Raw genomic sequence first — 14462 nt, forward strand, 5'->3', positions numbered from 1 at the left:
GCGCACAAGGCCTTGAAATTACACACACCGACGAGTTGGACCAATTGAGTAGCGAAAACCAAAAAAAACTGATCATCGCGGAAAAACCCTCTGTGGCCGCAGACATTGCGCGCTCGCTGGGTGGGTTTACCAAACACGACGATTACTTCGAAAGTGACGAGTACGTGCTTTCCTCGGCCGTGGGTCATTTGGTGGAAATCAAGGCACCTGACGAATTTGAAGTGAAACGCGGCAAATGGAGTTTTGCCAATTTGCCGGTGCTGCCCACACACTTTGATCTGAACCCGATCGCGAAAACAGAATCGCGCCTGAAGGTGCTGAACAAACTGATTAAACGCAAAGACGTTGTTGGCCTGATCAACGCGTGTGACGCGGGGCGAGAAGGCGAATTGATTTTCCGCCTGATTGCGCAATATGCCAAGAGCAGCAAGCCTGTTGAACGCCTGTGGCTGCAATCCATGACGCCCGCGGCCATTCGACAAGCCTTTTCAAGCTTGCGCAGCGACGCCGACATGATGCCGCTGGCCGACGCTGCACGTTGCCGCTCGGAAGCCGACTGGCTGGTGGGCATCAATGGCACGCGCGCCATGACTGCATTTAACAGCAAGGAAGGTGGTTTTTACCTGACCACAGTGGGCCGTGTGCAAACCCCCACCCTGACCATTGTTGTAGAACGCGAAGAAAAAATTCGCAAGTTTGTGCCACGCACTTACTTTGAAATTCGGGCCAGTTTTGGCGCGCAGGCCGGTGCCTATGAAGGCAAGTGGTTTGACCGCGACTTTAAAAAAGCAGAAGACCCTGAACAGCGCGCCGACCGCCTTTGGGATGAAGCAAAGGCGAAAGCCATTGTGGCGGCTTGTGATGGCAAGCCCGGTACGGTTGTAGAAGAAAGCAAGCCCACCACGCAAATTGCACCGCAGCTGTTCGATTTGACCAGCCTGCAGCGCGAGGCCAACAGCCGCTTCGGTTTTTCAGCAAAAAATACCTTGGGGCTGGCCCAGGCCTTGTATGAGAAGCACAAGGTACTGACCTACCCGCGTACCGATTCAAAGGCATTGCCCGAAGATTACATCGGCACGGTCAACCAAACCCTGAAAAGCTTTGTGGGTTTGGACCACGGCCACATCGCCGGCGCTTATGGTCAGTTCTGCGAACAAATTCTGAAAAATAACTGGGTGAAGCCCAACAAGCGTGTATTCGACAACAGCAAGATTTCAGATCACTTTGCGATTATTCCAACCCTGCAAGTGCCGAAAAACCTGAGTGAGCCTGAAGCCAAGTTGTACGATTTGGTGGTGAAGCGTTTCCTGGCAGTGTTTTTCCCGCCAGCGGAATTCAATGTCACAACGCGCATTACCACCGTGGAAACGCATCCCTTCAAAACGGAAGGCAAGGTGCTGGTGAAGCCAGGTTGGCTGGCCATTTATGGCCGTGCCGCCGCAGCGGCTGGAGATGACAGCCTGGTGGCTGTTGATGCCGGTGAAAAAGTCAGCACTGACGAAATTGATGTACACACACTGAGCACCAAGCCACCCGCACGCTACAGCGAAGCCACGTTGCTTTCCGCCATGGAAGGCGCGGGCAAACTGGTAGACGACGATGAGCTGCGCGACGCCATGGGTACCAAAGGTTTGGGCACACCCGCCACCCGTGCAGCGACCATTGAAGGTTTGATCAACGAAAAATACCTGGTGCGAGAAGAACGCGCACTGGTGCCCACCGCCAAGGCATTCCAGTTGCTCACGCTGCTGCGCGGTCTGGATGTTGAAGAACTGACCATGCCAGAATTGACCGGGGAATGGGAGTACAAGCTTTCCCTGATGGAAAAGGGCGAGTTGTCGCGTGAGCAGTTCATGCAGGAAATCGCAAAGATTACGCAGAACATTGTGGATCGCGCGAAGAACTACACCGAAGAAACGATTCCAGGCGACTACGCCACACTGGTTACGCCTTGCCCGAATTGCGGCAGCGTGGTGAAAGAAAACTACCGCCGCTTTGCCTGCACAAAATGCGAATTCTCGATTTCGAAAGTACCGGGTGGACGCCAGTTTGAAGTGGCAGAAGTAGAAAAGCTGTTGCAAGACCGCGAGCTGCCGATGCTCGACGGCTTCCGTAGCAAAATGGGCCGCCCCTTTGCCGCCGTGCTGAAGCTCAATGACGAACACAAGCTTGAGTTCGATTTCGGACAGGCCAAAGACGACGTCAACGGCGAGCCGGTTGATTTTTCCGGTGAAACGCGGCTGGGTCCTTGCCCCAAATGCGCCTCGAATGTGTACGAGCAAGCCACCAGCTATGTGTGCGAGAAATCGGTTGGGCCAAACAAAAGCTGCGACTTCCGTTCAGGCAAAGTCATTTTGCAGCAGCCCATTGACCGTGAACAAATGGAAAAACTGCTGCTCGACGGCAAAACGGATTTGTTGACCCGCTTTGTGTCATCAAAAACACGCCGTGCATTCAAGGCATTTTTGGTGAAAAAACCCGACGGTGCAATCGGTTTTGAATTTGAAGCGAAAGCCGAGAAAAAACCTGGTGCAACCAAAGGCAAAGCGGCAGCCAAACCTGCGGCAAAAGCCAAGCCCAAGGCCACCAAAGAAACGTCTTGAGTTTGATTAGAATTACGCCTTCGCAGCGCGGGGCGTAATTTTTCCCAACAGTTTCGACTCAAGCGGCTGACCCATGCAGTGGCCAGCCACAATCGCCCCACCCAACGCCGCCCACAACAAACCTCGCGATCCGAATCCTGTGCTCATGTACACGCCCGGCATGTGCGGTACTGGGCCAATGGCGGGCAGGCGGTCGTGCCAAACTGATCGCACTGCGCAACGGTGATCGAGCAAGTCGCCAAGTGGCAACTCAGGAAATGCCGCTTTGAACCGGGCAATGTTCAACTCGTCGGCCTCTGCTGTGGGGTTCATGTGCAGCACAGGCCGCTCATAGGTAGCCCCTAGCACCAACCAATCGTCGGCTGCTGGGGCAATGGCATAACTTTCACCCGACAACACCACGCCCGGTTTTGCAGCGCACCGCAGTTTGCTGATTTGCCCTTTTACGGTGTTCGCTCTGGCACCAGGGATTGGTGCCAGTTCAAGTGCATTTTCAGCCACACACACCACCACCGCTGAGTGCTGCGCTTGCAAAGACCTGATGTCAGTTACCGTAGTGTTGTAATGCGTGTGAAGCAATTCGCCACACGCCTGCAAGTTGGCCTCTACCCAACGTGCGGGTTTCACCCAGCCGCCCTGCGGAAAAAACAGACCACCCAAGGCAGTGGGTAACAATTCATCGGGCTGCACCCAACGCACCAGGGTGTGTGGAAAATTTAACAACTGAAGCGTTTCTCGTGCACGGTCAGCCTCTTCAGGTGGCACGGTTTGTAAATGCCCAGGAGTGTCCCAATCTGTGCCTTTTTCAAGCAAATCTTGCGCGGTCAAATCCTTGAGCGCTTGCAAGGTGTGATCAAACCCCAAACGAGTCAATTGCGACAAAGGTGAGTCGCCACGAGTAATGTGCGGATGAAACGCCCCCACCCAGTTGCCAGAAGCCCCCGCCGCCGGGCCGTTGGCCAAATCATATAGGTGCACCTGCACGCCCTGTTTACACAGCGCTAGCGCCACGCTGCTGCCAGCAATGCCCGCACCAATTACTGCAACCGTGGAGGGCGGTTGGGGCGCATCAAACAAGGCTTGGGAAGCTGTTTCCGAGGAAGACATGGGGTTGTGTTGCAACAAGACAGACGCCGCATTGTAACCCACGACCCTGCTGGTCATTATTTTTTGCACATGATAATATGAGCGATCAATCATATTTAGTCAGGTACGCGATGTTTACTGTCAATTGGGAGGCCTTTACACCGTATCCAGCCTTGTTTGGCGGGCTGCTGATCGGCCTGTCTGCGGTCATGCTGATTTTGCTAACAGGTCGGGTGGCCGGTATCAGTGGCATCGTGGGGGGGCTGTTGACACCACAACGTGGTGAAACGCTGTGGCGACTTACCTTTGTGTTGGGCATGGTGGCCGCGCCGTGGCTATACCAGACCGTGGTGGGAGACTTTGAATTTGAAAGCCCCCGGGGCACTGTGGCCTTGATTATTGCCGGCTTGTTAGTGGGTTATGGCACGCGGTTGGGGTCAGGCTGTACAAGCGGGCACGGGGTTTGCGGACTGTCACGTTTGTCGCCACGTTCACTGGCAGCCACCGGCTTGTTCATGGCCACCGGCTTTGTCGTTGCTTCTGTGGTTATGCATGCCATTTAAGGGAATCGATGCGATGAACAGCACGCACATACGTTTTGCATTGATCAGCGGCCTGGCCGGTTTGGTTTTCGGTTGGGGCCTCATCATTTCAGGCATGGCCAACCCCGCCAAGGTCATTGGTTTTCTGGATCTTGCCAGGCCTTGGGATCCCTCGCTGATGTTTGTGATGGGGGGTGCAATTGCCTTGGGTTTGCCCGGGTTTTTACTGGCCAAGCGCTTGAAGAAAAGCCTGATGGGTTTGCCCATGAATTTACCCAACAACGCGCAAATCGACAAAAAACTGTTGATCGGGGCGGTGCTGTTTGGCGCAGGTTGGGGCATAGGTGGCTTTTGCCCTGGCCCTGCAGTGGTGGCTGCAGCCAGCTTGACCACCGATGGTTTGATTTTTATCGCTGCCATGTTGGCGGGCATGTTTGCGTTTTCAGTGCGTGATCAGTAATTGACTGGCCAACACCTGGCGCAATTTTGAAACGTCCACGGGTTTGGTCAAAAAGGCATACATGCCCGCGTCGATGCAGACCTGTTCATTTTCCTGAAGTGCCCCGGCGGTCAAAGCCACAATCGGTAATCGGCTGGCCGGGCCGGGCAATTGTCGAATGGCAATTGCAGCATCAATCCCGTTCATCACGGGCATGTGAATATCCATCAACACCAAATCAATTGACGAGTCACCAACAACTGCCTCTATGGCCATTTGTCCATTGTCCACCAGCACCACCTCGGCCTGCATTTTCGAGAGCAAGGCTTTGACCACGTGCTGATTCAGTTTGTTGTCCTCAACCACCAGAATTTTATAGCCCTTGAGAGAGACAGCTTCTTGATTCAATGTAACAGCAGCGCTACCTGCATTGGCATGAACCGCTTGAACGCGAAGCGTAAACCCAAACACACTGCCTGCCTGCGGAACAGAGGCCACAAACAGTTCACCACCCATTAACTCGGTTAACCGTTTACAAATGGCCAAGCCCAAACCACTGCCACCGAATCGGCGGGCGGCCGTGTTGTCCGCTTGTTCAAATGGACGAGTAAGGCGTTCGAAATCGTTGACATCAAAACCGATTCCTTCATCGTGCACTTCCGTGCGAATCACAGCTTCTTGAGTATCCAGTCGGTCGGCCTTCACTTTCACTCGAACTGTACCGCTGTCAGAAAACTTGATCGCATTATTCAACAAGTTGGACAACACTTGACCATAACGAGCCGGGTCGCCTTTCACCAACACAGGCGTCATCGCATCAATGTCCAACTCCAGACTCAAACCTTTGTGTTGTGCTTTTGCGGTAAACAGGCGCAGGGTTTTGCGAACTCTCTCATGCAAATCAAATTCAGTGTTCTCAATCCTGATGGAGCCCGCTTCAATCTGCGAGAAACTGAGCACATCTTCGACCATGCCCAGCAATTGTTCCGAGGCCTCCTGAACCTGCTTCACATACACTGTGGATTGCGGGTCTTTCACCTGCTCGGCAAGCAGTGAATTGAACCCGAGAATCGCATTGAGCGGGGTTCGAATCTCGTGGCTCATGTTGGCGAGAAACTGACTTTTCGCCTTGCTTGCGTTTTGGCGCCTGCGTTGTTGCACCAAGGCATAAATGGTGAAAAACAGCAGTATGCCGATGATGCCACCCGCCAACAGAATCAGGTTGGGCAGTGAATTGTGAACATCCCGATCAAAGTCGGGGGTACTTTCAAAACGCGCTGTCCAGGTTCTGCCTGACAGCATTATCGGTACAGTGGCTGAATGAGTATGGTCAAATAATTGGGAGTCCGATCTAGACGCAAATCCGGTTTTCGATTCGTAAATCAGCGATTCTTGCCCCATCTTCTCGGTGTCATACAGCCGAAATTCCAAGGGAATCTTTTCATTGCCCAATACGTTTTGCATTAAGTCGGCTGCAAAGAAGGGGCTATACACAAACCCCCGAATCGCTTGTCGACGCGCATCGGTCGAGCTCAAATCCGCACCCTTCTTGTACACGGGCAGATAGATCAGAAAACCCGCGGACGAGCTACGCCCATCGCCCTGCTTTAACTGCACCAGCCCCGACACAGAGGGTTGGCCGGTATCCATGGCGCGCTGCATGGCCTCGCGGCGCACAGGTTCAGAAAACATGTCATAGCCAAATGCACGCTGATTACGCGCCTCAAATGGCTCAATCAACGTAATTGGAAAATACACTTCTCGATCGCCTGCAGGGCTAACCGAATAGGCGGGATATCCCTCTGCACGAATTTGACGCTGATGTTGCTCAAGCATGTCAGGATTTACGCGTTCGGCAAAAGCGAATCCCTGCACGCCCGGTAGCTCATTTTGCAAATCGAGCGATGAAACATACGCGTGCCAATGCGCTCGATTGACACTGGCGTGGGCATCAAAAAAAGCGACCCCGCCGCGCAAAATTTGTTGATACTGGTTAATTCGGTTCTGAATGCGCTCTTGGGCGTCGCGAACTTCGAAAGAAAAGCGATCGTTGGCACGTTTCTCGATCGCCTGGCTAGCTAACAACCCGCCAAGCGCTGTGATGACAATTGACAGCGCAAACACCAACCAGGCCGTGACCTCGTTGTGAAACAGATCCGCAAAGTTCTTTTTGTTGGTTTCGGTGTGCAGACCGCGTTGATTTGACATATTTGCTTACAGCTCAGCGACTGGCGATGATGACACATGCCACACTGCATGCGGTTTTAGTATGCACGCAAACTTAGACGGCAGTGATCAAAAATTGATCAATTTCCATGCATCCAACACATGAAGGGTCACGCCATCGCGTTCTGAAAACATCTTTAACAATTCAAGGGATCTTTGGAAGTCGTCCAGCAATTTGGGCATCGGTTTCAAGCTGGCCAATTGCCCCTGATTGATCAAGGGTTGCGTGAAATCATCCCAGTGAATGAGGTAAACCTGTTTGGCCCCGGTGTTCACAACCATTTCTTGCCAGTAATCCGAAATGTAGGCGTCGCTTGATTTGCCCAAACCTCCTGTCCCCAAAAAAACATGCTTCACGTTCACACCCTTGTTCTGCCCTGGGACAAAACCGGCGCTGGGCTGAATCAGCGCGAATGGTGCGGGACCAAGGTCGGGATGCGACACGACAAATGAATAGCTGATTCCTTCTTTGAACTGCAAGGCATGGGCGGGTAAAAACACCGGCTTTGCATTGAACCCGCCTGTGAAACCTGTGGGTGAGTGAGCGGATTCAATCAGCTGAACTTCAAATTCACCCAGCTTGACACGTCCGTTGCCGGGCATCACGTCCATTTGTGTGGCAGGCAAATCTTGACCCTTTGCAATTTGCCAGGTGGATTCTGAACCCACAACACGCGCGCCGTACTGCTTGGCCAGCCATGGGGCGTCCATGGAATGGTCGTAATGCGAGTGCGCCACCACAATACCAGTCAAGGTACTGGGCATATTCAGGCGTTTGAACATTTCCGAGGCCACCGCGCTGACCTGGGTTTCATCGACCTTCAGGCGGGTAAAAATAACCTCGCTCAAGGGTTGACGTGAAAAAAAGCCATCCACCAACCAAGTGCTTCTTCCATCGGTCCAAGCCATGGACGAGGTCCCTAAAAACAAAGCACGTATGTTTGCCGCAGGCGTAGATTCCAATGAAGCCGACATTGGAACTGCTGGGTGGGATCGCAACAGAAAAACCAAAGCGCCTACACCCAGAAAGACAAGTGCACACAAAACATACAGAGCTGGACGCAATACGCGCATGGAATACCCCGAAAAAAAAGCCACCCGACTTGGGTGGCTTTTCGATTGTATTGAAGAAAACAGCTTACTTGGTAACCAAGGCAGCCAAATGGGCTTCTTCAACGGACATGGCTACTTTGCCTGCATGGCCGTCCAGAATCTGGGCGCTCTTGCGTGTGTCAAAGTACTTGTCGTAGTGGAAAATGTAATCTTTGTCAGCCAATGGCAGGTGGCAACCACGGCAAGTGGCGTAGTCCACTTTGGCTGGCTGACCGTTCGCTTCGAAGGCCGCATATACCCAGTCACCTGTCTTCATGCCTTCTGGTGCAGTGCTGCCCCAGTTGTTGCCTTTGTACATCACGAACACTTTTTCCAGGCCGGCCTTGGTCATTTTGTCGCCAGTTTTGGTGGCCTTGTAAATTTCCATGACGCTGACTGTGCCATTGGCAAAAGTCTCGCCTTTCTTGGCCGCTGCGCCGGTGGGGTTAATGTAAATGTCACGAACGTGGCCTGTGGGCTTCTCGATTCCAGCAAGGAATACAGGCCAGGATTTGTAATCGGTGGGCTGAGCCAGTTCACCGTCTTTCGGGGCTGGGCCAAACATGCCGCCAGCGGCACAACCCGCCAAAACCACAGCTGCAGAAGCAGCAAGCATTAATTTCTTCATTGTTTCCCCTTTTTTTGTTTGCGCAACAGTTGTTACCTGCTCAAACATAGCGCCAACGCTTGATCTACGCAACAGTTGCGTCAATCCGTAGATAGATGCAAGGGTTTACCCTACACCCCCCCCCATTTGAACCAACGAATTTTAGTAGAGCCTATTCCTGCTGCTTATCAACGAATTGCATTGAGAATCAAATCCTTAACCTAGTTACATCCCCCTTGTGGTGGAAAAACTTAACCAACAACTGATTGAGACCCAAGCTCAATCGCATGGAGCACAGCAAATGAACCGATTCCAGTCTTTCGCAAAGGCCAGCTTGGCCACCCTGATCTTGACGACCGGCAGCGCGGTGTTTGCAGGTACTGCAAACGACGTATTGCCCGAAATTAAAGCAATTGCAGCAAAGCCCGAGGTCATTGCCGCTGTAAAAGCCCAAAACGGAAAAGGGTTGACGCTGGACGCCATCAAGGCGATGGACAGCAAATGGATTTCCGCAGCAGGCGGTTTGCCCGAAGGCAAAGCCATGATGGAGAGCCCGGTGTCCAAAGCACTGCTGGCTGCTGAAAAAGCCAAACCATATTTCACTGAAACAATTTTGACAGACAACCAAGGCGCCAACGTGGCCATTAGCGCCATGACCTCGGACTACTGGCAAGGCGATGAGCCCAAGTTTGTGAAGGCCTGGGCCGACGGCAAAGGCGACGATTACATTGCCCGCGCCAAGAAAGATGAAAGCTCTGGCACTGTGGTCTCGCAAGTTTCTGTTCCTGTGATGGATGGCGGCAAAGCCATTGGCACGTTAACCATTGGCGTGAATGTTCAAGCCCTTCCATGAGCAATCAATTATGTCTTCCACCTTTATGAACAAGATCATCAATACCAGCCTGAATGTTCGGCTGGGTATTGTCATGGCCATACCCATTGCGGCCTTGCTGGCGTTGAGTGTGTTTGCTGTTTATGAAATCCACATGCTGAACCGGTTTAATCAGGAAAACACCGAGAAACAGGTCGCCTTGCTCACACAAGTGTCCAACCTGGGTAGCAAATCGGCCCTGTTGGCCCGCGAGGCCAGAAACGTGATTCTTGCCGATGAGCAGGCGCGATTCGATCTGGCAAAATCCCGCATGCTGACGCTGGATGCAGAAATCGGTCTACTGGGCCAAAGCATGCTGGCCAGTGCACCTGCAGGCGAAACGCGCGGGCTGATCGAAACCATCAACACGGACAACTCAGCCTTGCACACGGTGTACCAAAAGGTGATTGAACAATCCGAGTTGGGTGAAGTACAGGCCGCAACCCTGATGCTGCTTGGCGAAGGCGATCCCCTTGAGCAGCAAATTGACAACGCCATGAATGCGCTGAACTCCAGTGTGAAAAGCACCATGGCGGCAGCGGTTGCCCAAGGCGACGCTGTCTTTCAACGCGCACTGGTCACAATTGGCATTGTCTGCGTGGCCATTGTTTTGTTGTGCGGCATTACCGTGGGTTTGGTGGCATCGTCGCTGCGCAAACAAATTGGTGGCGAACCCGCCAAAGCACTGAATGTAGTGGCCACCATGGCACAGTGCAACCTGATCCAATCGGTACCCAATTGCGAGAAAGGCTCGCTCATGGATGGCATGCAACAGTTGCAAGTGCGCTTGCGGGAGATCATCAACCAAGTATCTCAGGCTTGCGGCACTTTTAAAACTGCGTCAAGCGAACTCGTCAACGTGGCGTCGGGCCTGTCGGGTTCTGCAGAAAAACAGGCGGACAGTTCAAACGCCACGGCCGTGAGCGTGGAGCAAATGAGCGCAAGCGCCAAGTCCATATCTGACTACGCACACAAAACCGAAGTTCAGGCCAAACTGTCGGCCGATACCGCGAAGAACGGCATGGCGCTGATGCAGTCACTGCAAGGCAAGATGAATGACATGGCGGGTCAAATGCAAACCACCACTCAGGAAATTGCAGGACTGGTAGAGCGGTCGGATCGCATCAACGGCATTGTGTCGGTGATACAGGGTATCGCCCAACAGACCAATTTGCTGGCATTGAACGCTGCCATTGAAGCCGCTCGCGCGGGTGAGCAAGGCCGAGGTTTTGCTGTGGTGGCAGATGAAGTACGTACATTGGCACAAAATACTGCCACTGCCACCGACGAAATTCGCACCCTGATTGGCGAAATTTGTACTTACTCCGAACGATCAAACAAATCGGTTGAACAGGTGGGCGAGCACATGAGCGAGAACATGCAGTACGCCGACAAATTGATGGGCGGCCTGCAAGAAATCGTTCAGCACTTTGAGCAATCGGTTGGATATGCGCAAGCCGTGGCCAACTCCACCAAGGAGCAAGAGGCTGCAAGCATGGATATCTCAGAACGGGTCAGTGATATCTCGGCATTGTCAGAGCAATTGAAAAACGCAAGTATTCGGCTTGAGGGCCAATCCCGACAAGTCGAAAGCATGTCGGATGACCTTCAACGCGCAGTGTCTTACTTCAAAACCTGAGGCAGATTTCAGTGTGACCACACATGTGACAAATGCGTGACCGGTCACACTGAGTAATACCTCGGAAACCAAAATTCAGTTCGGTGGGTATTACAGATTGATGTTGTTCAATCTGGATATTTCACCATGTCGTTCTCACCTGTTGTACTTCCCGGCATTCGCCGACGCAATCTGCTTAAAACTTTCTTGTATGGGGCCAGTGCCAGCGTCCTGCCTTGGCTGGCAGGCTGTGGCGGTTCAGACAGCCCAGCTGGCAGCAGCGCCGCCGGACGAGTGGGTGCATCAGAAACAAACCGATTTGGCGGAACCGCACTCAGCAACAATCAGTTTCGCTTTCGCAATATTGGCCCACTGGGCGAGCCAGACGCCAATGGGGTGCGTACCGCAGCGGGTTTCTCGACTCGTGTAGTGGCCATCAGCAACATGCCGCCTGCGCCCGGTGCAACGCCCTGGCATATTTTCAACGATGGTGGTGGCGTGGTGCCCCGCGAAGATGGAGGCTGGATCTACTGCTCGAACAGTGAAATTCCCGGCTTCGGCAGCCTTGGTTTTGCAGTGCCCGAACTGGCCCCGATTGGTAACACGCTAGAGACTTTCAGCCCAGGTCTTGGTGGTGCGAGTGCATTGGTATTCGCCCCGGACGGCACCATTGAAGACAGCTATCGCATTTTGGGCAACACCACATTCAACTGCGCTGGCGTAATAACACCCTGGAAGACCTGGCTGAGCTGCGAAGAAATTCCAACCGGTCTGGTGTGGGAATGCGATCCATTTGGCATTCAAGCCGCACGCCCTTTACCCGCTTTGGGCATGTTCAGCCACGAGGCAGTGGCCATCGACAGCGAACGGCGCGTGTTCTACATGACAGAGGACATGCCCGATGGCCGCTTTTACCGCTGGGTTCCTACTGCCGGCGACTGGCCCGAAGGTGCAGAGCGCGCCAATATGAATCAAGGCTTGCTGCAAATACTGAAAGTAGAGGGCGACCTGAATAATGCCATGAATGGCCCAGTGCGTTACAGCTGGGTGAACGCTGTTAACCCCAATGCACCCCAAACAGAAAACCGTTTGCCCGAGACTGCCGTGTTCGATGGTGGGGAAGGCGTTTGGTATCAAAATGATCGCGTGTTTTTCGCGACCAAAGGCGATGAACGCCTGTGGATGTTGAACACCACCAACCAGACCATTGAAGTGATTTACGACCTGACAACTGCGAAAGCTCCCAACAACATTCTCTCCGGCGTGGACAACATCACCCTGACGCCCTTCGGGGAAATATTGGTGGCCGAAGACGGCGGCGACATGCAGGTTGTGGTGGTGTACCCCGACGGCACCTTGGTGCCTTTGCTCCAGATTGTGGGTCAAGACCAATCCGAAATTGCAGGCATTGCATTCAGCCCGGATGGAAAGCGCATGTACTTCACCAGCGATCGAGGCGGGCCAGACGGTCAAGGAGGTTACGGCCTCGGTTTGGGAATGCTCTATGAATTGATGATTCCCGATAACTTGCCAAACGCACAATCCAGATAATCAAAAAGGAAAAGAAACCATGTCAGGTCCACGCCGCAAACGAAGCCGCATACAAAAGCGCCCGGGCATTACACGTCGCTCATTTTTGAAAGGCCTTGGTTTGGGCACAGCAGGGGTTACTGGTATTGGTCTGCTTCCAGCTTGCACCAGCGACAACAACACTGCCCTCACCGACAATCGCACCACACCCAGCGAACAGCCCCCTTCGCAAAACGTTCAGTTTTTGCACAGCGTGGCCAGTGGTGACCCCGCGTTTGACAGCGTGGTGTTGTGGACTCGCGTTACGCCTGACAATGCACCCGAGAACACAAACCGCACGGTGGCTGGCCGCGTCGATGTGTTCAAGGATGAAGCGCTCACCCTGTTTGTAAAATCCGTAAACTTTCAAACCTCTGCCGCCAAAGATTTCACCGTGAAGCTGATTTGCGATGGCCTGGAACAGGATACGGTTTACTTCTACCAATTCCGCAGCAATGGCAAAACCAGCCCGGTAGGCCGCACGCGCACCACACCGGCAGCCGGCAACAAACGACCTTTGAATTTTGGTGTGGTCAGCTGCTCTAGCCTTGCGCATGGTTTTTTCAATGCCTATGCCAAGCTGGCTGAGCGAGACGACATCGACGCCATTATTCATCTGGGTGACTACATTTACGAATATGGCACAGGCCAGTATGGCAATGTGCGGGAGTACGAACCCGCCACGGAAATTGTGACGCTTTCCGACTACTGCACCCGCCATGCCCAGTACAAACGCGATGAAGATTTGCAAAAACTTCATGAGCGATTCCCGTTCATCACAATTTGGGACGATCACGAATCCACCAACAACTCCTACCGCGACGGTGCGGAAAATCATACAGAGGGTGCTGAAGGGGTTTGGGAGGAACGCAAAGGCTTCGCTCAGCGTGCCTACGACGAGTGGATGCCTATTCGCCTTCCCGAAGCGGGTAACCAGGCCAAGATTTTCCGCCGTGTTCAGTTTGGCGACATGGTTGACTTGTTCTTGCTGGACACCCGTTTGTTTGACCGCGACATTGAAGCCGCCACCCCGGTGAACCCCACCGACGGCGTGGCCAGCCAGCCCGACCGCACGATGATCGGCGAGGAGCAATACAACTTCCTGATCAACGGCATGCGCGGCTCGCAGGCCCAATGGAAACTGATCGGCAACCAGGTGGTGTTTCACCAGTGGATCATCAAACCCGGTTTGAACAATCCCGCACCTGCGCAACTTGGCGAATTGCTGGCGCCTTCGGGCCTGAATGGCGACGCTTGGGACGGCTACAGCGCCGAGCGCCAGCGCATTATCAACGCACTGCGCGGTGATGATGGTGGTGAGCCCATCGACAATGTGGTGATACTGACGGGCGATGTTCACAGTGCGTGGGTGGCCGACATCACCGACAACCCCAACCAGCCAGTTGACGCTGTGGGTGGTTACAATCCACTGACCGGGCAGGGCAGCGTGGCCACCGAATTTGTCGTGAGCTCAGTCACTTCGCCAGGTCTGGACGTACCCAATCAGGTTATTGAATCCATTCGCCTGACCAGCCCGCACATCAAACATGTGAATGTAACCGAGCGCGGCTACAGTGTCTTGCGGGTGGCGGCGGACAAAACCACCTGCGAATATTGGGCAGTCGACACGATTCTTGAGCGGGGCGGTTCAGAACAACTGTCCGCCACATTCGACGTTGCTACGGGCGCGAACCGCATTACTCAGCAGGGCGTATTCCCAGTGGACGAAGTCATTGGACTGTTGGGTGTTTAAACTTTTCTAAGGTAAGATCCGGGCTGTTTCTTAGACCAACACCTGCGCCCGGATCC

At 53.5% G+C, this 14462-nt stretch carries 11 protein-coding genes; 7 read left to right on the forward strand and 4 right to left on the reverse strand.

Annotated features, from left to right (window positions below):
- Positions 1-44 precede the first annotated feature (44 nt).
- Entirely contained in the window at positions 45-2603 is a 2559-nt protein-coding gene (locus tag P0D43_RS02985; RefSeq protein ID WP_394673202.1) for a DNA topoisomerase III, read from the forward strand.
- Positions 2604-2615: 12 nt separating this feature from the next.
- On the opposite strand, the gene mnmC is transcribed toward P0D43_RS02985, so the two are convergent.
- Positions 2616-3767 carry an FAD-dependent 5-carboxymethylaminomethyl-2-thiouridine(34) oxidoreductase MnmC gene (gene mnmC, locus P0D43_RS02990; protein WP_341237019.1) on the reverse strand — a complete coding sequence of 384 codons (1152 nt, stop codon included), beginning with the start codon at positions 3765-3767 and terminating at the stop codon, positions 2616-2618.
- A gap of 53 nt (positions 3768-3820) precedes the next feature.
- Here mnmC and P0D43_RS02995 point away from each other — a divergent pair, with 53 nt between their 5' ends.
- The gene (locus P0D43_RS02995) at positions 3821-4252 is read left to right on the forward strand and encodes a YeeE/YedE family protein (RefSeq protein ID WP_394673203.1); all 432 of its coding nucleotides are present in this window, start codon (positions 3821-3823) and stop codon (positions 4250-4252) included.
- A gap of 13 nt (positions 4253-4265) precedes the next feature.
- Positions 4266-4691 (forward strand): DUF6691 family protein, encoded by a 426-nt coding sequence (locus tag P0D43_RS03000; RefSeq protein WP_394673204.1) that lies wholly within the window; start codon positions 4266-4268, stop codon positions 4689-4691.
- Here P0D43_RS03000 and P0D43_RS03005 read toward each other — a convergent pair.
- The 3 genes from P0D43_RS03005 to P0D43_RS03015 form a co-directional block, all read right to left on the reverse strand.
- Entirely contained in the window at positions 4674-6878 is a 2205-nt protein-coding gene (locus P0D43_RS03005) for a CHASE domain-containing protein (RefSeq protein ID WP_394673205.1), read from the reverse strand. The two genes, P0D43_RS03000 and P0D43_RS03005, sit on opposite strands and share 18 nt — an antisense overlap.
- A gap of 87 nt (positions 6879-6965) precedes the next feature.
- Entirely contained in the window at positions 6966-7871 is a 906-nt protein-coding gene (locus tag P0D43_RS03010; protein ID WP_394673206.1) for an MBL fold metallo-hydrolase, read from the reverse strand.
- 163 nt (positions 7872-8034) lie between these two features.
- A complete protein-coding gene (locus tag P0D43_RS03015) occupies positions 8035-8616 on the reverse strand; it encodes a cytochrome P460 family protein (RefSeq protein ID WP_341237023.1) in 582 nt (193 codons plus the stop codon).
- 280 nt (positions 8617-8896) lie between these two features.
- Between P0D43_RS03015 and P0D43_RS03020 the strand changes: the two genes are divergently transcribed.
- The 4 genes from P0D43_RS03020 (at position 8897) to P0D43_RS03035 (ending at position 14406) form a co-directional block, all read left to right on the forward strand.
- Positions 8897-9448, forward strand: coding sequence for a hypothetical protein (locus tag P0D43_RS03020; RefSeq protein ID WP_341237024.1), 552 nt, complete (start codon positions 8897-8899; stop codon positions 9446-9448).
- 10 nt (positions 9449-9458) lie between these two features.
- Positions 9459-11105 carry a methyl-accepting chemotaxis protein gene (locus P0D43_RS03025; protein ID WP_394673207.1) on the forward strand — a complete coding sequence of 549 codons (1647 nt, stop codon included), beginning with the start codon at positions 9459-9461 and terminating at the stop codon, positions 11103-11105.
- 126 nt (positions 11106-11231) lie between these two features.
- Positions 11232-12635: an alkaline phosphatase PhoX gene (locus P0D43_RS03030; protein ID WP_394673208.1), complete on the forward strand. Its 1404-nt coding sequence runs from the start codon at positions 11232-11234 to the stop codon at positions 12633-12635.
- A 19-nt stretch (positions 12636-12654) separates the two neighbouring features.
- On the forward strand, positions 12655-14406 hold the full coding sequence (locus P0D43_RS03035) for an alkaline phosphatase D family protein (protein WP_394673209.1): 1752 nt from the start codon (positions 12655-12657) through the stop codon (positions 14404-14406).
- Positions 14407-14462 lie beyond the last annotated feature (56 nt).

Origin of the sequence: Limnobacter sp., assembly GCF_043511195.1 — a bacterium.
Classification (GTDB): Bacteria; Pseudomonadota; Gammaproteobacteria; order Burkholderiales; family Burkholderiaceae_B; genus Limnobacter.